Annotated in this window: 22 protein-coding genes; 8 read left to right on the top strand and 14 right to left on the bottom strand. The window is 59.5% G+C overall.

Features of this window, described 5'->3' with window-relative positions; translation table 11 throughout:
- The first annotated feature begins 160 nt into the window (after positions 1-160).
- A complete protein-coding gene (locus tag ACM6I0_RS29200) occupies positions 161-634 on the top strand; it encodes a cyclic nucleotide-binding domain-containing protein (protein ID WP_285436634.1) in 474 nt (157 codons plus the stop codon).
- On the opposite strand, the gene ACM6I0_RS29205 is transcribed toward ACM6I0_RS29200, so the two are convergent.
- Entirely contained in the window at positions 631-921 is a 291-nt protein-coding gene (locus ACM6I0_RS29205) for a hypothetical protein (RefSeq protein ID WP_285436635.1), read from the bottom strand. The two genes, ACM6I0_RS29200 and ACM6I0_RS29205, sit on opposite strands and share 4 nt — an antisense overlap.
- 80 nt (positions 922-1,001) lie before the next feature.
- On the opposite strand from ACM6I0_RS29205, the gene ACM6I0_RS29210 reads away from it, so the two are divergent.
- The 4 genes from ACM6I0_RS29210 (at position 1,002) to ACM6I0_RS29225 (ending at position 3,243) form a co-directional block, all read left to right on the top strand.
- A complete protein-coding gene (locus tag ACM6I0_RS29210) occupies positions 1,002-1,688 on the top strand; it encodes a spermidine synthase (protein WP_090188515.1) in 687 nt (228 codons plus the stop codon).
- Between the two features lie 49 nt (positions 1,689-1,737).
- The gene (locus ACM6I0_RS29215) at positions 1,738-2,112 is read left to right on the top strand and encodes a YajD family HNH nuclease (protein ID WP_285436637.1); all 375 of its coding nucleotides are present in this window, start codon (positions 1,738-1,740) and stop codon (positions 2,110-2,112) included.
- Between the two features lie 191 nt (positions 2,113-2,303).
- Entirely contained in the window at positions 2,304-2,774 is a 471-nt protein-coding gene (locus ACM6I0_RS29220) for an RNA methyltransferase (protein ID WP_008153126.1), read from the top strand.
- A 91-nt stretch (positions 2,775-2,865) separates the two neighbouring features.
- A complete protein-coding gene (locus ACM6I0_RS29225) occupies positions 2,866-3,243 on the top strand; it encodes a DUF2892 domain-containing protein (protein WP_414923891.1) in 378 nt (125 codons plus the stop codon).
- A gap of 57 nt (positions 3,244-3,300) precedes the next feature.
- Here the strand turns inward: ACM6I0_RS29225 and ACM6I0_RS29230 are convergent, their stop codons facing one another.
- Both ACM6I0_RS29230 and ACM6I0_RS29235 read right to left on the bottom strand, forming a co-directional pair.
- The gene (locus tag ACM6I0_RS29230; protein ID WP_414923892.1) at positions 3,301-4,530 is read right to left on the bottom strand and encodes a hypothetical protein; all 1,230 of its coding nucleotides are present in this window, start codon (positions 4,528-4,530) and stop codon (positions 3,301-3,303) included.
- Between the two features lie 36 nt (positions 4,531-4,566).
- Complete coding sequence (locus tag ACM6I0_RS29235; RefSeq protein WP_007898698.1) at positions 4,567-5,016, bottom strand: YcgN family cysteine cluster protein; 450 nt, start codon at positions 5,014-5,016, stop codon at positions 4,567-4,569.
- Between the two features lie 277 nt (positions 5,017-5,293).
- On the opposite strand from ACM6I0_RS29235, the gene ACM6I0_RS29240 reads away from it, so the two are divergent.
- On the top strand, positions 5,294-5,887 hold the full coding sequence (locus tag ACM6I0_RS29240; RefSeq protein ID WP_285429973.1) for a nitroreductase family protein: 594 nt from the start codon (positions 5,294-5,296) through the stop codon (positions 5,885-5,887).
- Between the two features lie 141 nt (positions 5,888-6,028).
- Here ACM6I0_RS29240 and ACM6I0_RS29245 read toward each other — a convergent pair whose 3' ends face one another.
- From ACM6I0_RS29245 to ACM6I0_RS29270, 6 genes are all read right to left on the bottom strand, one after another.
- Entirely contained in the window at positions 6,029-6,961 is a 933-nt protein-coding gene (locus ACM6I0_RS29245) for a D-2-hydroxyacid dehydrogenase (RefSeq protein ID WP_285429975.1), read from the bottom strand.
- Positions 6,962-7,082: 121 nt separating this feature from the next.
- Positions 7,083-7,376 carry a YcgL domain-containing protein gene (locus tag ACM6I0_RS29250; protein ID WP_007898694.1) on the bottom strand — a complete coding sequence of 98 codons (294 nt, stop codon included), beginning with the start codon at positions 7,374-7,376 and terminating at the stop codon, positions 7,083-7,085.
- Positions 7,373-8,506, bottom strand: coding sequence for a ribonuclease D (gene rnd / locus ACM6I0_RS29255; protein WP_222590190.1), 1,134 nt, complete (start codon positions 8,504-8,506; stop codon positions 7,373-7,375). The genes ACM6I0_RS29250 and rnd overlap by 4 nt, the downstream gene beginning before the upstream one ends.
- A gap of 123 nt (positions 8,507-8,629) precedes the next feature.
- Complete coding sequence (locus ACM6I0_RS29260) at positions 8,630-9,292, bottom strand: class I SAM-dependent methyltransferase (RefSeq protein WP_285429978.1); 663 nt, start codon at positions 9,290-9,292, stop codon at positions 8,630-8,632.
- A 71-nt stretch (positions 9,293-9,363) separates the two neighbouring features.
- The gene (locus ACM6I0_RS29265; RefSeq protein WP_414923893.1) at positions 9,364-11,010 is read right to left on the bottom strand and encodes a phosphoethanolamine transferase; all 1,647 of its coding nucleotides are present in this window, start codon (positions 11,008-11,010) and stop codon (positions 9,364-9,366) included.
- Between the two features lie 179 nt (positions 11,011-11,189).
- Positions 11,190-12,572, bottom strand: a complete 1,383-nt coding sequence (locus tag ACM6I0_RS29270) for a glutamine synthetase family protein (RefSeq protein ID WP_414923894.1) — start codon at positions 12,570-12,572, stop codon at positions 11,190-11,192.
- A 516-nt stretch (positions 12,573-13,088) separates the two neighbouring features.
- On the opposite strand from ACM6I0_RS29270, the gene ACM6I0_RS29275 reads away from it, so the two are divergent.
- Positions 13,089-14,279, top strand: a complete 1,191-nt coding sequence (locus ACM6I0_RS29275; RefSeq protein WP_414923895.1) for a cyanate transporter — start codon at positions 13,089-13,091, stop codon at positions 14,277-14,279.
- A 178-nt stretch (positions 14,280-14,457) separates the two neighbouring features.
- Positions 14,458-15,393, top strand: coding sequence for a LysR family transcriptional regulator (locus tag ACM6I0_RS29280; RefSeq protein ID WP_414923896.1), 936 nt, complete (start codon positions 14,458-14,460; stop codon positions 15,391-15,393).
- 3 nt (positions 15,394-15,396) lie between these two features.
- Here ACM6I0_RS29280 and ACM6I0_RS29285 read toward each other — a convergent pair whose 3' ends face one another.
- The 5 genes from ACM6I0_RS29285 to ACM6I0_RS29305 all read right to left on the bottom strand — a co-directional run bounded on the left by ACM6I0_RS29285 (position 15,397) and on the right by ACM6I0_RS29305 (position 20,034).
- The gene (locus ACM6I0_RS29285) at positions 15,397-15,762 is read right to left on the bottom strand and encodes a 5-carboxymethyl-2-hydroxymuconate Delta-isomerase (protein WP_285429987.1); all 366 of its coding nucleotides are present in this window, start codon (positions 15,760-15,762) and stop codon (positions 15,397-15,399) included.
- 68 nt (positions 15,763-15,830) lie between these two features.
- Positions 15,831-16,748 (bottom strand): LysR substrate-binding domain-containing protein, encoded by a 918-nt coding sequence (locus ACM6I0_RS29290; RefSeq protein WP_414923897.1) that lies wholly within the window; start codon positions 16,746-16,748, stop codon positions 15,831-15,833.
- Between the two features lie 72 nt (positions 16,749-16,820).
- Positions 16,821-18,944: a DUF6311 domain-containing protein gene (locus ACM6I0_RS29295; RefSeq protein ID WP_414923898.1), complete on the bottom strand. Its 2,124-nt coding sequence runs from the start codon at positions 18,942-18,944 to the stop codon at positions 16,821-16,823.
- On the bottom strand, positions 18,941-19,327 hold the full coding sequence (locus ACM6I0_RS29300; RefSeq protein ID WP_285429991.1) for a GtrA family protein: 387 nt from the start codon (positions 19,325-19,327) through the stop codon (positions 18,941-18,943). The genes ACM6I0_RS29295 and ACM6I0_RS29300 overlap by 4 nt, the downstream gene beginning before the upstream one ends.
- Positions 19,324-20,034 carry a class I SAM-dependent methyltransferase gene (locus ACM6I0_RS29305; RefSeq protein ID WP_414923899.1) on the bottom strand — a complete coding sequence of 237 codons (711 nt, stop codon included), beginning with the start codon at positions 20,032-20,034 and terminating at the stop codon, positions 19,324-19,326. Before ACM6I0_RS29305 ends, ACM6I0_RS29300 begins: the two co-directional genes overlap by 4 nt.
- Between the last annotated feature and the right edge of the window lie 3 nt (positions 20,035-20,037).

Here is a 20,037-nt window from a genome sequence, read left to right on the forward strand (position 1 = left end):
CCCCCCTCTCAATGTGGGAGCGAGCTTGCTCGCGATGACGGAAGCACATTCAGCTTTGATGTTGAATGACAAACTGCTATCGCGAGCAAGCTCGCTCCCACAGGGGATTGGAGACATCCCGAATAACCGGAACCAGACACAAGAAAAAGACCGTGCCGACATGTCAGAACCGACCTTACTGAACAACGAAATCCGCGACTGGCTGATGGATTGCGGCCTGTTCGATCAATTGCTGCCGGCCGATTTCGCGGCCGCTTCGGGCTACTTCAGCATCAGCACCATCGCCCAGGGCGAAGAGATTTTCCACGAAGGCGATGCCGGCAGTTTCATGTGCATCATCCACACCGGCCAGGTGTCGGTGCAGAAGACTAACGGCGACGGGCAATTGGTGACCCTGGCCACCTTGCGCAGCGGTCGCTCGTTCGGCGAAATGGCCGTGCTCGATGGTGAACGGCGCTCGGCCAGTTGCGTGGCCGCCAGTCACTGCCAGCTGCTGAACCTGGGCAAGGACTCTCTGGAAAAGATGATCAACGACGCGCCGAAAATCGCCGCCAAGATCATCCGCGCCCTCGCCGTCGCCCTTTCAAAACGCTTGCGCATGGCCGACGGGCAACTGATCTCGCAACAGATCTAACCGCCGGGCGACTTGTCCTTTGTGCTGTTTGGTTCGATGCCCGGCACTGGTTGATCCTTGGTCGGAGGACTGGGCATTTCGATCGGCACCAGCGGTGGGCCACCGCTGCCCGGCCCGGCCTTGGGCAGGGGCGTCGGAGTGATTTGCGGGTAAGGCGTCGGTGTCGCGGTGCCGGGCGACCCCGGCAGCGGTGTGGGGCTGGTTGGAAGGGTTTGCAATTGCTGGGCCCGCACTGCAGTTATCGAGAGCGCGGCCAAGGCAATGACCGTTAGAATGGTGCGCTTCATCAATGGCTCCGTTGGCCTTGTTGTCATTGGCAGGCTACTCCCAACTGCCTCTGTTTGCCTTCCCCCAATTTGAGATTTCCATGAAACGTTTTGTTCTGCTCGACACCGCCCCTATCCCCGAGAACGGCGGCGCCCTGTGCCTGTTCGAGTATGGCGAGGATTTCGTCATCAAGATCCAGGGCGGCGATGGCGGGCAGTTGATGAACACCCGTATGCACGGTTCCGAGGATGCCTTGGCCGAGATTCCGTGCCGCAAGGTGGCGGGCCGGCCCGACTCGCGCGTGCTGATCGGCGGCCTGGGCATGGGCTTCACCCTCGCCTCGGCCCTCAAGCATTTGGGCAAGACCGCGCAAGTGGTCGTCGCCGAACTGGTGCCCGGCGTTGTGGAATGGAACCGTGGACCGTTGGGCGAAAAAGCCGGGAATCCGCTGCTCGACCCGAGGACGGTGATCCGCATGGAGGATGTGGCCAAGGTCCTGCAAGCCGAGCCACAAGGTTTCGATGCGATCATGCTCGACGTCGACAACGGTCCCGAAGGCCTGACCCAGAAGGCCAACAGCTGGCTCTACTCCGCCGGTGGCCTGAGCGCTTGCGCCAAGGCGCTGCGGCCCAAAGGCGTGCTGGCCGTGTGGTCGGCCAGTGCGGACCGCCAGTTTTCCGACAAGCTGAAAAAGGCCGGTTTCAAAGCCGAAGAAGTCCAGGTCTTCGCCCATGGCAACAAAGGCACACGCCACACCATCTGGATTGCCGAGAAGCTCAAGGGCTGAGCTAAACTGCACCTATTACCGTCATTAGTCTTTTTACAAAGGTGAACCCATGAGTTCGTCAACGCCTCCGTCCAACACGTCGAAGCTGGACCGCATCCTTGCCGACAACCAGCGCGACAAGGAAATGGGTTACCGCGACAAGGCCCTGAAAATGTACCCGCACGTGTGTGGCCGTTGCGCCCGCGAGTTCTCCGGCAAACGCCTGAGCGAACTGACCGTGCACCACCGCGACCACAACCACGACAACAACCCGCAGGACGGCTCGAACTGGGAATTGTTGTGCCTGTATTGCCATGACAACGAACACTCGCGGTACACCGACCAGCAGTATTTCGACGAAGGCTCGCTCAGCAGCCCGAAAATCGCCAAGGCGACGCACAACCCGTTTGCGGCGTTGGCTGGGTTGATGAAGAAAGAAGACTGAAGATTTCAGTTGCCTGATGCTGATCGTTCCCACGCTCTGCGTGGGAATGCAGCCCGGGACGCTCCGCGTCCCTTCACAGCCGGACGCGGAGCGACCGTTGAGGCATTCCCACGCAGAGCGTGGGAACGATCACTGCCCGCCCTCCCCCAATCCCCGTATAATCGCCGTTTTTCCCCGAAGGCACCCCGCTCGTGGCAGACAAACGGTACAGCTGCATTGGTTTGTATAACCCCAAATCACCGGAAAACGTCGGCTCGGTCATGCGCGCCGCCGGCTGTTATGGCGTGGCGTCCGTGTTCTACACCGGCAAGCGCTATGAGCGCGCCGCCGATTTCGTCACCGACACCAAGCGCGTCCACTACGACATTCCGCTGATCGGCATCGACGACCTGAAGAAAATCCTGCCCCTGGGCTGCGTGCCCGTCGCAGTGGAGCTGGTCGAAGGCGCTCGCTCGCTGCCGGAATACACGCACCCGGATCGCGCGCTGTACATCTTCGGCCCGGAAGACGGCTCGCTGGATAAAGAGATTCGCGACTGGTGCGAAGACGTGGTCTATATCCCGACCACCGGTTGCATGAACCTCGCCGCCACCGTCAACGTCGTGCTGTACGACCGCATGTCCAAGGGACTCAACACCCGTTCCGGGGCGAAATTCCGCTGAATCACCCGACATCCGATGGAACAAGCGGACCGCCCTGGCAGTCAGCTTAACTATCTATTCTTGAAGCAGCGATTCCGCCAGGAGACAGATCATGAACGAACTCAAACGCGTAGAACGCATCGGACCCACCCCGTTCCAGACTCATTCCGATCAGAACGTTCAGGGTTGGGAGCGCATCGGCTCCCTGGCCGGTGGCGTGGTGATGATGGGTAAAGGACTGCGTCGCGGCGGTGTGTTCGGCTTGATTCAAGTGGCGATCGGCGGCGTGGCACTGGCCCGTGGCATTACCGGGCACAGCTCGGTCAAGAGCCTGCTGGAAAAAAGCCGTCAGGACATGAACAACGTGCGGGCAAAGATCCAGCGGGCCGGGGAAGAACTGAACCAGTTGAAGGCCAATGCCGAAGCGGCGACCAAAACCGCTACCGTGACCGCGAACGATTCATTGAAATCGCCTAAATCCGGGGTTTGATCTGGAAGTTGTATTGAGGCTCAGGGCCCCATCGCGAGCAGGCTCGCGATGGCGGTGTTACTGAAGTAACTCGGTATCAAGGACTTTGGAGGACTCGCCGATCACACTGTCGGCAAGCTGGACGAATGCCTTGGTGTCCACACGTCCCAGGTGCATCGCCCCGCGCAAGACATCATCCAGCGAGCGCTTGTTGCGGGTTTTCAAGCGAATCTCGCGATCCAGTTCCTGCAGCAACAGCACCGCTTTCGACACCTGCGCCGGGTTAATCTGCTCGCCACGTAATGTCGTGACGTTCTGGCCGTCCCTGGCCAGTTTCTTCTGCAAACCCTCATACCGCTCATCACTCATGCCGCCGGCGCGACGCACCAGTTCGATGGCGTAATACTCGGCAAACCCTTCACTGATCCAGTCGCTGCGCTGCTGATCGTTGATCCGCCCGAACACCTGCGCCAACTCCCGCACCACAGCACTGCTGCCACTTTCGCTCACCAACGGCAGGCGTGAGTTCAGGTAGATCGATTCGTGTGCGCCCAGACTGCCGCGCCACATCGGGTCGTTGGCGCCGACGATCAGCAGCTTGGTCGGGTGGCGGGGATACACAGCCTGCACTTGCGGCCAGACAAACGTCAGCAAGGTCAGCACGTCCATGCGGCGCATACCCTGCCCCCTGGGCGAGGCCACGGTGACTTCGGTTTCCCCAAGCCGGGTGCGACGGCTGCCCAAGTGGCCGGCAAGCATCCAGCCCGTGGGCCGGTCGAACAGTCGAGAGACGTTATCCACGCGGAATTTGTTCTTGCCGACTCGCGGCCACGCGGTCTCGACGCTTTTCCAGCCGTTGGGCAATTCGAATTCAAGGCGTGAAACCAGCTCGATGCCGTCCTGCTGATCGAGTTTGGCGGGCGGCACCAGGTCGTCGCCTCGCATCAGCGCCCAGGTCGGGGTCATGCGGGTGTCGAAGCTGCCGTTCTTGCGCCCGTGGCTGATGCGCACGCGATAGCTCAGGCTGGCCTTGTCCGCGGTGGGACGCCAGACACCGCGCGTCTGTTTGCCCGGGGTGAGTTGCCATTGGCCATCGGCCTTGAAGTCGCTGTAAAGACTGCCATCGCCCAGGTCAAAATCCAGGCTGCGCACCGCTGAGCCCCGAGCCAGGGTGAGACGCACCTCAGCCTGATCGCTTTGCGGCAACAGGCGCACGTGGTAATCCAGATCGACCTTCTTCGCCGCCCACACCGACGAACTCAGGAGCAACAGCCCAACGGTCAACGCCCGGCGCAATCCCACAGCCATACACACTCCTTCGTGACACGTTAAAACCGACAGCGCTTAACCCGCCCGGAAGATCAGATGATCTTCCCAGTCATCTTCGGCCACACTGCCTTCGGCAAGCATGCGCCCGGACTGGGAAATACGTTCGTGGTGCACCGCATCGCGATCACCGCACACCAGGTGATGCCAAAGCGGCAGGTCCTTGCCTTCGCTGACCAGGCGATAGCCGCAGGTCGGCGGCAGCCATTTGAACTCGTCAGCCTTGCCCGGCGTGAGCTGGATGCAATCAGGCACAAAGTCGCGCCGGTTCGGGTAATCGGTGCACTGACAGGTTTTCAGGTCCAGCAGTTTGCAGGCGATACGTGTGTAATAGACGGAGTTATCGTCTTCATCTTCGAGCTTTTGCAGGCAGCACAAGCCACAGCCATCGCACAGCGATTCCCATTCCTCTTGATCGAGTTGATCGAGGGTTTTGCGTATCCAGAACGGTTCGACTTTGGCGGCCATGGCTCAAGCATCAATATCAGGTGGTGAAAAGGCCGCCAGTCTAGTGCCAAGGCCCCTGCGGGCCAAGCATTGGCGACTGCCGGTAGAACGGGCTTGTCAGTTTTTGCGCCGCCACGTAGCTTTGCCAGTCGCAAGGAGCCATGCCCGGATGCCATTAACGCTCAACCGCGTTGCATTCAGGTGAACTGCCGGCTCTCGACAAACCTTAACGCCCAGCTCAACTGCGCCCGCAGGTTTCAGACGACCCTCACTTTCAAACGTTGCAAGGAATCTCTTGATGAGTGCAAATCCACGCGTTGCCGACTATGCGATCCATCCTCAGTTCACCGATCGCTGGTCGCCCCGCGCCTTCACCGGCGAAACCATTCCCGAAGAAACCCTGCTGAGCTTTTTCGAAGCGGCACGCTGGGCGCCTTCGGCCTACAACTCACAACCTTGGCGATTCCTGTACGCGCGCCGCGACACGCCAAACTGGGAGCGTTACCTGGGTCTGCTAAACGAATTCAACCGTTCCTGGGCACAACACGCCTCGGCGCTGGTGATCGTGATCTCGAAAACCACCTTCACGGCCCCGGGTGCCACCGAAGAAACCCCGGCCCTGTGGCACACCTTCGACACTGGGTCGGCATGGGGCCATCTGGCGCTGCAAGCAAGCATCAGCGGCTGGCACACCCACGGCATGGCCGGTTTCGATCAGGAACTGACCCGCAAGGAGCTGAACATCCCTGAAGGTTATGCGCTGCACGCAGCGGTTGCGGTGGGCAAACTGGGCGACAAGGCGACGCTCGCCGATTACCTGCAAGCCCGTGAAGAGCCAAGCCCGCGCCGTCCGCTGAGCGAGCTGGCGGCAGAAGGCGATTTCACCCTCTAAGTCGCCACTGCAAAACCAATGCGGGAGCGAGCTTGCTCGCGATGAGGCCGTCATGTTCAACATCAATGTTGACTGACACACCGCCATCGCGAGCAAGCTCGCTCCCACAGGGTTTGCACACTATTTGAGTGAGTGGTGGTTTCAATACCCGCGATTGAAATCCACTTCCCCGCGCAGCGCTTCACCCGCCTGATACGCCCGCAAGTTTTCCAGGAACAGATTGACCATCATCGGCGGCGACGTCGGCGCGGAACTGTGCCCGGTGAGCAACAAGCCCCAGGCGGTCCAGAATGGATGGCGCTGTGGCAGCGGCTCCTGACGGCAGACGTCGATCACCGCGCCCGCCAGGTGCCCTTCTTTCAAGGCCTCCACCAGGTCCGCATCGACCACCGCCACACCGCGCCCGACGTTGATGAACACGCCGGTCGGCTTGAACTGCTTGAACAGTGCCGCATCGTACAAGTCATGGGTATTGGGGGTGTTCGGCAGCAGGTTGATCACGTAATCGACTTCACCGACCAGACGCGGCAAATCCGCCAGCGCGCCGACTTCGACAAACGGCGCCTGCTCGCGGGCTTCGCTGGCGATGCCGTACAACTCGACGCCAAACGGCAGCAAGAACTGCGCGACGGTGCGGCCGATGTCGCCGGTGCCGACGATCAACACTTTGCGTCCCGCCAGGCTTTGACCGTGACGGCTGTCCCACTTGCGCTCGACCTGGCTGACCAGACGCGGCAGCACTTCGCGCTCGTGGCCGAGCATGTAGGTCAGCACGTATTCGGCCATGACCTGGCCAAAAATCCCCACGGCACGCGTCAGGCGATAGTGGCGCGGCAAGCCATCGGCCAGCAACGGCGTGATGCCCGCCCAGGTCGATTGCAGCCATTGCGGCTGATGGCCCTGACGCAGCAGAGTGGCCAGCAGGTCCGGCTGGCCGAGCCAGATCGGGCAGTCGGCGGCCTGGCGGGCCAGTTCGGCGGAGTCACCGCTGGTCAGCACTTCCAGCTCAGGCGCGGCCTGACGCAGCAATTGGGCATAAACAGGGTGATCGTGTTCAGCAATCAGAACGCGCATGGTTCAAACCTTTCAAAAACAGTGCACACGGCCACCGACGGAGAATTCCCCCATCGTCCTGGCCATTGCCAAAAATTATTCCAGTTTTTCACACAGACGCTGAACAGCGCCTGTCTGCGGCTCACATCGGGTCGTTGCGTCGCAGCAACTCTTCCGGCAAGTGTTCGATGTATTCGTCTTCCGCCGGCGGCATTTGCAGGTGGTAACCCTGCTTCTCGAGGTTTTCCAGGACCACGGTGATGTCCTCGCGCGACAGTTTGCGCTCGGGGGTCAATACCAGGTCGAAAGCATGATGGGGTTTGCCGAAAGCGGCCATCAGACTTTCCGGGACGCGCTCCAGTGCATCGCTTTTGAGCACATAGAGGTACATCTCGTTTTTCTTCAGGCTTCGGTAGATGGAGCAAATACGTTTCAAGGCTGTTCTCCGGCGGTGGCCAGGCTGTCGAGCAGCGCCTGGCCCATCAATTCGCGGCGCCAGCCACGCAGCGAATCAGGCAATTGGTAGGGACCGTTGGGGTAGCCGCTCTTGAGCAGCGCTTCCAGGGTTTTCTTGCGCAGCATCAGCTCCGGCGCAATGTTCAGGCGCTCTGCTTCAGCCTGGCCGATCGCTCGCAGCTGTTTGACCAGCGCGGCAGCGTCCACCGGCAAAGGCTCCGGCACCGCAGGCGGCCATTGATCAGGCGACACACTGCCAGAGCGCTTGATCAGATCAAGCAGAAATTCGCCGTCCTGACGCACGGTACGCGGGTGCATGTCTTCGATTTTCGCCAACGCTGCGAGGTTGTCCGGCTGAGTGCGCGCCAACGGCCATAGCGAATGCTCACGCACGATGCGATTGCGCGGCAAATCACGGGCGCGAGCCTCACGCTCACGCCAGGCGCAGAGTTCACGCAATACGGCCAGTTGGGCGCGGGACAGCTTCCAGGCCAGCTTGGCTTCGCGATAGACCTCATACGGGTCGACCTCGCGGCGCAGGTTGGCGACCAGCTCAGCGCCGTCTTCCAGGACCCAGGCGTATTTGTCGTCAGAAAGCTTCGGACGAAGCTGTACGAAAACTTCCGCCAGGTGCAAGGCATCTTCGGCGGCGTAGCTGATTTGGGTGTCGGAAAGCGGACGTTGCAGCCAATCGGAACGGGTCTCGCCCTTGGGCAGGTCGATGCCGAGCACCTCTTGTACCAACCGTGAGTACCCCATGGAGAAACCGAGGTTCAAGTAAGCGGCGGCCAGTTGGGTATCGAACAGCGGCGTCGGCAGACTGCCGGTCAGGCGCAACAAGACTTCGAGGTCTTCACTGCACGCATGGACGACTTTGACCACCGCCGGGTTTTCCAGCAATGCGGCCAGAGGCTGCCAGTTGTCGATGGTCAGCGGGTCGATCAGGTAAGCGCGTACGCCATCGCCAATCTGCAGCAGGCCTGCGATCGGGTAAAAGGTGTCGACCCGCATGAATTCGGTGTCGAGGGCAACGAACGGCAGTTGCTGCCACTCGGCGCAAAACTGACCGAGGCTTTCGTTGTCGCGAATCCAGTGAATATCGATGGCCACACGGCTCTCCCTTGAAGAATGGCGCGCAGTATATATCGCCCCCGGCGATTTCCGCGCATCCACTGAACAAGAGCTTTAGCGAAAAGGCCTGCCAGACGGCAAGAAATGTCTGACAAATGGAGGCTAACCTGCCTTACGCAAAACATAGACGCGCGTCCGTGCGCAGCCCGGCAGGAAATCCTGATGGCTGAGCAAGCAGAATCCCGCACGCTTGAACTCGGCTTCGACTTCGGCCTTGCTGGCCAGATACTGGGGCTGAGCACCCGCCGCGCCTGAACGCTGGAGCTTGAAATGCGCATCGACCCGTACCGCCACAATCACCGTGTCGCGGCTGACCCGATGGAATTCCTTGAGCATGGCCAACCGATGTTCGGAGCTATCGATGTCTTGAAACAGATGCATGCAAAAAATGCAGTCGACCGCATTCTCTGGCAAGCCAATGTCGAAGGCCGAGCTTTGAAAAGTCTTGATCCGTTTGAGCAGACTCTGCGGATGGTGGGTCTGGGCGTGATTGAGCATGTCCTGCGACGGATCGGAGGCGAGGATCACGCGGTTCGCGTGCTCGGCCAACACTGGCCAGAAACGTCCGGCACCGCAAGCCACATCCAGAATCAAGCCTGGCTCGCCGGCGACCTTGAGCGCGCTGCGCACCAACTGCTCATCGCGCCAGAACGCCCAGCGACCCGCCAAGCCACGTGGTCGCGGCTGAAGACAGACGCGAGTGTGTTCCTGGTCGTAGCGCCGGGCGAACTCAAGCTCAATGGCTGATGGAGGTTGCGCAGACATGTGCAATGACTCTTGTTGGAGGAACTACAGGCCGCTGGTTAGCGGCCGGTGCGTAAAAAAGGTCGATACACTCACTTTTTAGCCAACACGCCGTCGGCCACCCCACGGCAACCCGCGAACATATCCAGCCCCTTGTCGTAGACCTTGCTGTTGACTGCCAGCAAGCCCAGCATCGAATGGAACAGGTTGTCCTGGCTCAACGGTTTGTCACGACTCTGTTGCAGGCACTGGGTGTCGACTGAGAACGACTTTTGATAGTTGTCGGAGAACCACGCCAGCATGGCTACGTGCTTCTGTTGTTCCGGCGCCAGCATGTACGGCGTGCCATGCAGGTACAGGTTGTATTCGCCAAGCGATTCACCATGATCCGACAGGTAAAGCATTGCGGTGTCCACTTTGCCCTGGTTTTTGCGCAGTAGATCAATCAGGGTCGACAGTACGTGGTCGGTGTAGACCAGCGTGTTGTCATAGCCGTTGACGATACTGTCGCGACTGCAATTGTTCAGCGCATTACTTTCACAGACCGGCGTGAAGCGTTCGAACTCCTTCGGATAGCGCTTGAAGTATTCAGGACCGTGGCTGCCCATCTGGTGCAAGACCAGAACAGTGTCTTTATTCAGGTTATCGATGAAGTGCTGCATACCTTGCAGGAGTATTTCGTCGCGGCATTCGCTGTCAGCGCACAACACCGGGTCCTTCAGATTGCTGACGTCATCCAGGGTGACCCTGTCGCACGTGCCTTTGCAGCCTGACTGATTGTCACGCCAGATCACGTCCAGACCGGCACGTTTGAGCACGTCCAACAGGCCCTCTTCATTCTTCGCCTTGCTGGCGTCGTAGTCCTTGCGGTTCATGTCCGAGAACATGCACGGCACCGAGACGGCCGTTTCCGTGCCGCAGGAGTGCACATCGGTATAGGCAATCAGGCCGGCTTCTTTATTCAGTTTGGGTGTGGTGTCGCGGGAATAACCGAGGATGCCGAAGTTCTCGGCCCGGGCACTTTCGCCAACGACCAATACCGTCAGGGATTTACGGCCATGGGCCTGCCATGATGCATCGCGTTGGGCATCTTCACCGATTTTCAAGAAGGGCTGTCGCGCGGAGACAACTTGCTCACGCAAATAACCGAACGAGGCACCGATGTAGTTGCTGGGCACCACCATCAGTCGCAGTTCATGGTGATTGCGAAACAGCGAGGACAAGCCTTGATAGTTGACCAGCGCGACACCTCCGATCACCGCAACCGAGGCGACAGTCACCAGCGCCTTACTCAACAGTTCACGGTGCCAGCGCCGATAATTGACCGGGGTTTTCCACAATAACCATGAAGGTAAAACACCGAGCAACACAATATAGGCCAGCAACTTCAACGACAGTAAGTCACGCACTTCGGTCGCGTTGGTTTGTGCAAAGTTACGTAGCATGCCGGTGTCAATCAGCACGCCATATTGGCTCATGAAATACGCAACACCGGCGCTGATCATGAACATCAATATCAACACCGGCTTCATCACGCGCCGGAACGCCATGAAAGTCAGCACAATGTTGAAGGCAGCCAGAACCATCGCGCCGAACGCGACGCGCATGACAAGACCCTTGCCATCGGATTCGGTGATTTCAAACAGGTGCTGCCAAAGGACTAAATTAAAGCCGGCTAGCAAGAAGGCACTGGCAATCAGTGTCACCCACTCGGGGCGCACGGGTTTGATTTTCAACATAATGATCGGTGGGTCCTGAAGAGAAGCGCCTTCGGCCAATGTGAAAAATTCATTGACCGAGGCGTCACTAACTGTAACCAGTCAACCATCAATTTTTTGTGAAAATCAAGCAATCGAATAGTTGGCTCAAGAATTCAACCCATTACTGCCTGTTTATTTGCGAAGGGTTCAGCCTTCGTTCAGGCCTGATGCAGATACCAGCGCCAGTCCTGCTCCCCTACCTCGCCCATGAACTGCCGGTATTCGGCGCGTTTCACCGCCAGGTACACGCCAAGGAATTCGTCGCCGAACGCCTCACGCGCCCAGGTCGACCCTTCCAGCGCGCGCAATGTGGTCAGCCAATCGGTCGGCAACAATTTCGTGGCCTGGGCGTATCCATTGCCCTGAACCGGTGCGCCAGGGTCGAGTTGCTCGCGAATACCGCGATGAATGCCGGCCAGGATCGCCGCGGCCGCCAGATACGGGTTGGCGTCGGCGCCACAGATGCGGTGTTCGATGTGCCGGGAGAATGCCGGCCCACCAGGCACGCGCAAACTCACGGTGCGGTTGTCCACGCCCCACGTGGCCGCGAGCGGCGCGTAACTGTTGGTCTGGAATCGACGGTAGGAATTGGCGTTCGGGCAGAACAGCAATAATGAATCGAGCAATGTGCCAAGCATGCCGCCCACCGCGTGTCTGAGCAGCGGCGTGCCGTCAGGGGCGTCGCTGGCGAACAGGTTGTTGCCCTCTTTGTCCGCGAGACTGACGTGCATGTGCATGCCGGTGCCCGCCAGATCATTGAACGGTTTGGCCATGAAGCAGGCCGTCATGCCGTGTTTGTGCGCCACGCCCTTGACCAGCCGTTTGTAGCGCACTGCTTCGTCCATCGCCTGCAGGGCGTCGGTGCGGTGTTCGAGAGTGATTTCCACCTGCCCCGGCGCGTATTCGGAAATCGCCGTGCGCGCAGGTATGCCCTGCAGTTTGCAGGCGCTGTAGAGGTCAGCCAGGAACGGCTCGATCTGCTCCAGCTCACGTAATCCGTAGACTTGAGTGCCGCGCGGCCGGCCGCCGTCGACATCCCGTGCCGGCTGCGGCCGACCGTTGCTGTCGCGCTGCTGATCCAGCAAATAAAACTCCAGCTCCGCCGCCATGACTGGGTAATAGCCGTCGGCCTGCAAGCCTTCGATCACTTTCGCCAGCAAATGTCGGGGGTCGGCAATCGTCGCGGGCAGGCCTTCCTTCGGGTGCATGCTGACCTGAACCGCCGCCGTAGGCATCAACCGCCAGGGCATGCGTGTCAGGCTGCCGCTGATCGGGTACGCCCGGCAATCGATATCGCCGACGTCCCAGACCAGGCCGGAGTTCTCGACGTCATCGCCATTGATGGTCAAGCCCAGGATGGTGCTCGGCAATGGCCGCCCGCTTTGGTAGACCGCCAACAGTTCATCGCGGTGCAACAACTTGCCCCGGGGCACACCGTTGTTGTCGAGGATGAATAGCTCGAACATCTCGATATCCGGGTTCTGTTCGAGAAAGGTCAGGGCTTCTTGCTGGGGAGCGAAGGAATTCGTGGCACAACTCATGGGGATTCTCTTTTTCCGCGTCAGGCGAACGCGCAGGCGTTGCCGGTAAGATCCCGGCGCACAGCGCGGGACCCGTAGGAACAAATCAACGGGAAAGGCAGGAATCCGGTGGACGCGCGTGACGACAGTGCCACAGCGCCCAGAAGGCTAATTCGGAGGGAAGTGCGACGGGACAACCGTCCATAGAGAGAACCGAAGAAAACAGATGAGTCGCAGCCTCACACGGCAGCTCAGGTCGTTAAATCGGGATTTGAAGAACTTTGGGTGCAGCTTGGCTAAACATTCAATTCCCAAATCACCCCAAATCCCCTGTGGGAGCGAGCCTGCTCGCGATTGCGGACTGACATTCAACATTAATGGCGACTGATACACCGTAATCGCGAGCAGGCTCGCTCCCACAGGGGATTTGTGGCACGGCCTGGTTATTTAATTTTTAAATACATCCAAGGATTATCTGATTTGCCGCCTTCAGGCCTCGCGCGCTTAATCGGCACCTGATTATCCAAGGTCCGATTGATGGAAAACGTTCGCGCCACTGCCACTGCCCGCCCTGCCCTCTGGCTGATGGTCAGCATCATTCTCGTCGCCCTGAACCTGCGCCCCTCGATGGCTGCTGTCGGGCCGTTGCTGTCGTCCATTCGCGCAGACATCCCGTTGAGTTTCAGCCTGGCCTCGCTGCTGACGATGCTGCCGGTCATGGCGATGGGGCTGGCAATGTTCTTCGGCCTGCGGGTCAGTCAACGACTCGGAGAACAGCGCACCGTGGTGATCTCGCTGGTGATCATTGGCCTGGCCACGGTGTCGCGACTGTTCGTCGACTCAGCTGTCGAACTGATCCTCAGCGCCATGCTCGCCGGCATTGGCATTGCGCTGATCCAGGCACTGATGCCGGCGCTGATCAAATCCCGTTTCAGCGACAACGTCGCCGTGTGCATGGGGCTCTACGTGACGTCGATCATGGGTGGCGCGGCGATGGCGGCATCGTTTGCCCCGCTGGCGATGACCCGCACCGGCAGTTGGCGTGTGGGGCTGGCCATCTGGGCGGCACTGGCGGTGGTCGCGTTGCTGTTCTGGGCGGCGGGACGATCGGGAACGCCGACACGCAATGCGCCAGCGCCACGCAAGGAATCTTTCTTCGCCAATTCCCGCGCCTGGTTGCTCGCGATCTTCTTCGGCTTGGGCACTGCGTCCTACACCTGTGTGTTGGCCTGGCTGGCACCGTACTACGTTGAAAAAGGCTGGAGCGAACAAGACGCCGGTTTGTTGCTGGGCTTTTTGACGGCCATGGAAGTGGTGTCCGGGCTGATCACTCCGGCCATCGCCAACCGCAGCCGCGACCGGCGCCGGGTGCTGGTGGTGTTACTGGCGCTGATCATCGCCGGTTTCTGCGGGCTGATTCTCGGCCCGCTGCACTTGAGCTTGCTGTGGCCGTGCCTGTTGGGACTGGGCATTGGCGGACTGTTCCCGATGAGCCTGATTGTGTCGCTGGACCATCTCGACAACCCGCAACGCGCCGGCGGACTCACAGCCTTCGTACAAGGCATCGGCTACCTGATCGCCGGCCTCTCGCCCCTGATGGCCGGGATGGTCCGCGATCGACTGGGCAGCTTCGAATGGGCCTGGTGGTGCCTGACCGGCGTCATGGCGCTGATGATCCTGATAGTGTTGCGCTTCAATCCGCGACATTACGCCCGGCACATCCACTGACGCGGAATCCACCATGGGACCTTCGGGAACATCGCGTAAGTCGTGTTCGGAACATTTTCTGTCCCACAACTGACTGTGAAACTTCCTACGGGGCATTCTCCTGGCACCATCGTTCCGTTAGGATCTTTCGCACAAGTTTGCGCACTGTCAGCGCAAGGAGCACAGCGAGACAGAACGGATGCTGAACAGTAACTTGCTAAGAAAGCTCGACATGCAGGACCTCATGGTGTTTGTCGCCGTGTATGAGCAAAGCAGCGTCACCGGTGTGTCAGAGGCGCTTTGCGTCAGTCAGTCCACCGTCAGTTACTGCCTGAAAAAACTGCGGACCAGTTTTGAAGACGAGTTGTTCATCAACACCCGCACGGGCATGCGCCCCACCTACAAAGCCGGCACCATGTACGCACATGTGCTGAAAATCCTCGAAAGCATCAACTTGTGCCATGCCGGCGCCCAGACGTTTGACCCGACCTTGCAACCGGTGACGTTCAACCTCTGCGCACCGGAATATTTCGAGCAGTTGATCCTGCCACGGCTGTTGAAAAGCTTTGATTTCGCCGACCTGCCGGTGATGGTCAACATGCACAAGTTCGAAACCGACATCCCGGCTGAAGAATTGCGCGAGGGTAGCCTCGACCTGGTGATTTGCTTCGGTCCCCACTTTCATCGAAGCCACAGTGACTTCAAATCCCGACAACTGCTGGAAGATGATCTGGTCTGCGTCTTCGACAAACGCGCTACGCCATTGCAGCCGCGTTTAAGCTTGCAAGCTTTTGTCGAGCGTCGGCATGTGTTCCCCACCCCGTGGACCTCCACAACCAACATGGTCGACGGCTGGCTGGCACAACAGGCGCACAAACGGCAGATTGTCGCGCGCGCCAACAGCTACAGCGCGGCACTGAAGATGATCACCGGCACCGACTTCATCCTGACCCTGCCCCGCCGTGTCCAGCAATTGCTGGCCAACGAGGCGATTTTCAATCACTGCGAAGCGCCCAACGGCTTGCCGGGATTCACCCTGGACATGCTGTGGAGCCAAGGCGCCGATCAGGACAGCGCCAATACATGGCTGCGCGAGCAAGTGATCAAGGCCTGTGCCGAGCAGGAAATGGCCTGAAACTCAGTGGCCGATGGCCGTCTTGGTGTAGGACTCTCGATCGATGTCGAGGATCTCCACGCACACCTGGACTTCAACATCGGTCGGCCATTCACACAGGTCCTGGACCACGGCCAGCAGACTTTCGGACAACTGCTTTTTGATCTGCGGCGAGCGACCGCTCAACAACGCCAGCTTCACATGCACGAATGCCCGCTCGGCCAATGCGGTCCCGACCTTGAACGTCTCGACCTTCACTGCGCGACTCTTGATGTCGAACTCCGCAGCAAACTGACCGGAACCCACCAACGTATTGTTGAGCCGGATCAACGCCAGGTCGGCATTCAGTCCGGGCAGGTTGGCGGTGTATTCCATGTGCAGGTGGGGCATGGTTTGGCTCCTGAAATGTGCTGGAAAGGTCCTACGTATATAACACGGCGTTGTCTTGTTCACTGGGACTACGGCACCACGGTGCGCTCACTCATGAACGCCTCCAGCCTCGAACGCAACCAGCGTTCGGCCGGGTCGGTATCGACGTGGCTGAGCCAGACCATCGACAGGTCCAGCGTCGGGGTCTTGAACGGAAAGGGTTCTTTGAACAACTGACCGGACGCGGCCATCGCCTCGGCGGCGTAATCCGGCAGGCTGGCGATCAGGTCGGTGCCGGCAAGCAAAGCCGGCAGCGAGCTGTATTGCGGCACCGAAAGCACGACCTGTCGCGTGCGGCCAATCTCCGCCAGCCATTCATCGGCGTAGCCACTGATATTGGCCGTGTGTGACACCAATACGTGTGGCCGTGCGCAATATTCATCGAGGGTCAGCGGCGTGTCGGACGCATCGGCGCGCAAAATGTACGGCTGGATGTGCCGCAACAGCTTGCGCTTGGCATTGGCCGGCAAGCCGCGGGTCTGGCTGATACCGACGGTGATGTCGCCGGACGCCAGCAAGTCGGGAATACGCCAGTAATCGACATGCTGAACCACGAATACCACCTTGGGCGCCTCCTGGCGCAAGGCCCGTAGCAGCGGTGGCAGCAGGCCGAACTCGACGTCGTCCGACAAACCGATGCGAAAGGTCATGGTGCTGCTGGCCGGGTCGAAGTCATGGGTCAGGCTCAACGCCACCGACAATGAATCCAGCGCCGGCGACAAGTGCAGGATGATTTCCTCGGCCCGCGCCGTCGGTTCCATGCGATGACCGACCCGAATGAACAGCGGATCGTTGAACATCGTGCGCAAACGGTTGAGTGCGGCACTGATGGTCGGCTGGCCAAGAAACAACTTCTCTGCCACCCGCGTCACGTTGCGTTCGAGCATCAACGTTTCGAACACCACCATCAGGTTGATGTCAGCCTTGCGCAGTTCATTGCGATTCATTCGTTGTCCCCGGTCCCTGATACTTGGGGCAGTGTAGAAAGGCCCGAGGAAGGCGTCTACGTGCAGCCCCCCTTAATTGACCGTCAACGTCTTCAAGCCGAGCGCCAGTTGCCGAACGTCCGGACCGAGCCCGAACTGTTTTGGGCTGACGGCATCAGCGAACTGCATTTGCAGCCTCAAGACTCCCTGACTCGATACCCGCTCTTGCATCTCGGCAGTGAGGGGAATCTCGATGAGGTTGCCATCGGCCTGCTCAAGCTGGGCGGTGATGGCCGGCATGTCATTGATGCTGATGACGACACGCTGACGCTCATGGCCAGGAGGGAGAAACGCCGTGGCTTCCAGACGCAGCGAATGCACGGGCGCCAGAACCCGGAACATCACTTCGGCGTCCGGACTTTTCGACCAGGTGCCCCAGGGTTCGGTCTCGGACCAGCCTTTGGCCAGTAGCCTGCCACCCAGGCTGGCGTCATTGAACAGCGTTTTTTGTCCGGGCTCGATAGCGGGAACCAGCTCCAGCGGATCGATCTGCGAGGCCGCCTGCAAGCACGTGCCACACTGTTTCCACCCCGGAGCCAGCACTGTGAAGCCGTCAATCCTGGCGAAGAGGTCCTTTTGGGTATCGACGTTTCTCACCGACTGGATCAGCGCACGCTCGTCGAGCAGGTACAACGAGTCGGCGTCATACTTGCCCGACGCCATGGCCCGAGCCGTTTCCTGCTCGGATTCAATCCAGCTGGCGGTGTCCATCCGGCCAAGGTAAACGGCATTCGTCGCCAGGCCATGGGCACCGGCAAAATCGGCCACCGCCATCCACTTCGGGGACAGGTTCTGCGGAACAATCCAGCGAATCTTGCGGTAATGGGCCGCAGCGCTTTCCCAGAACGGATCGACCATGGGCGATGCCCATTTCGACGCCGGCGCCACCATCAATTGCTTGCGAACCCCTACCCAGCCGGCATGGGTGTCCAGCACCTGGATCAGCAGCGCCAGTGACAGCAGACTCAAGGCTGTGCGCGGCGTGTTGGCGCGAATGACCAGGAAAATGATGGCGATGATGATTGCGTAGTACACCGGCCAGAACATTCGTCCTGAAGCCCTGAAAATATTGGCCACCGAAATCACCCACGCTGGCAGTGGATAGGTCCATTCGAGTGAGCCGAGCGCCACATTATTCGAGATCGAGAACAGGCTCAGCCCCACCAGCGCCGCCACCAAAATGGGTCGGTGCCCCAATCGCCGGGCAAAACCGGTGTTGCCTTGAAGCAGTCCCACCAGCGCACAAATCCCCAGGGTGATCAGCCCGAGCCCCAGAAAGAGAAACCCTTCACCGTCACCGTACCCTTGAACACCGGGTATATCTTTCAGGATGTAGGACCACTGCCCGGACCAATTGCCCGGATCGATCAGCGACAGCAGGTTCATGGCGTACATACCAAAACCATCGGATACCGCGCCGCCGCCCACCGAAAAATAGCCCGCCTGCCAGCAACAAAAACTGACCAGTGAAAACAGCCCGATCAATTCAATGGCCGCAGACTGTAACGTCAGTTTTTTCCTGAAGTAGCCGGCTGCGAGGTCTGCGATCCAGATCGCGGCAACCATTGCCAGAAAGTACGCATGGACCAACGCAGCCAACGCCAGCAATGAGCCCCAAGCCAATCGTCGATGGCGCAATTGCGGATGCAGGCCCAGGTACAACGAGGCCAGCACCAGAAAATGCCCGCCCAGGGACAAATGGAACGGCAGGCGCATGAGCATCGGCGGAGCAAAGAGAAACAACGCTGTGCTCACCGCGCGCACAGCGACATGAGAGGTCATCAGCCCCACCACTTTCCACGCGAACCACGCCTGCAAAACGAAGCACGCCAGGAACCACAGGCCGAAATACTGGAAAGGCGTCGGTAAAAGCGAGGCGAACGGTTTGAACACAAAGGCCAGCAGCGGATTGGAATCAGAAAAGATGATGCCGTTGCCCAACTCCAGTCCGTAGGAAGGGTTAAGTCCTATCGGAAAAGTCCACGGCGACTGCCGGAAAAAAACCCACCCCAGGTAATGCGTCGCCGGGTCTCCGTTGCCCAGCCACGCAATGTTCTGCGGATTGAGCGCCCGAGGTCCGATGACAATGAAAAAGGCCATGACACCGATCAACAATGGCAACAGGTTGATCGCCAGGCGTTTGACTGAGTCGGTCATCGGTACGTCCAGAAGTTATGCAATACAAAGGTGAAGGCCGGAATGGTCAGCGCCACCGCGCAAATACCCAGCAAATAATGCAAACCAGCCATTTGCGCGGCCCAGGCCACCAGCATCGCCAGGAGAAAACCGGCGCCCGATACCATCATGAAACGCAGCAACGTTCGGCCGTGCAGCCGCGCGGAAAAGCTCCAGGTGGTATTGATCAGGTAGGACACAACGGTCGCCACGGCAAATGCGACGCCATTGGCAATGGGCGGTAATGGCGCTACATAGTTGATGAACAACACGGCCACCAGCGCATGCAAAGCCGTGACGAACAACCCGGTCACGGCAAAACGCAGCCCGCGCTGGATCAAGGCGGATCTTTCGGCTGACGTCACGGCTTTTGCGCCAGGACAAACACCGTCAACCCGGCCAGGCGATTCGCGCCCATGAACGGCAGCTCGACGCTGCACAGCGTCTTCAACATCGTATTCACCAGTGGATGGTGCTGCTTGAGTTGCGAGCGCGGTGGCGACGGTTGTGCACCTTTGGGCAACAAGCGCAGGGCAGCCGCGATCGGGAACACCAGGCCGAAGTAGTAGGTGCCCTGCTTCACGGTCAAACCGGTATTGCGGACGACCGCTTCCAGTTGCGCAAGGGTATAGCGACGCTTGTGTTCGAGAAAGTCGTCGTGCCCGCTCCAGAGAAACTGAAACGCCGGCACGGTTATCAGGAAACGGCTGCCGGACGGCACCTTATCGACATAGGCCTTGAGGAGTCCGACGTCGTCATCGACATGCTCCAGCACGTCCATCAGTAACACCAGGTCGGCGTCCACTGCGTCGATACTGCGACGGTAATGCACCGGTTTACCGCCGGTTGTGGCGTCGGAATCGGCGTCATAGCTGATGTCCACGCACCACGCCTCACTCGCCGATGAATGAGTCAGCAGATGCCGGGAAAAGAACCCCGAACCGGCGCCCACGTCGAGAATTCGTTTGTACGGCGTAGTGCCCAGCAACCGCATGGTCGCTGCGGCCTTGGAGGCGTAATACCAATGCTGATCGATGCTTGAACCGAGGATGTCGGTTTCCTTGAGATCCATGGT

Origin of the sequence: Pseudomonas sp. IT-P294 (assembly GCF_949767865.1) — a bacterium.
In the GTDB taxonomy this organism is placed as follows: domain Bacteria; phylum Pseudomonadota; class Gammaproteobacteria; order Pseudomonadales; family Pseudomonadaceae; genus Aquipseudomonas.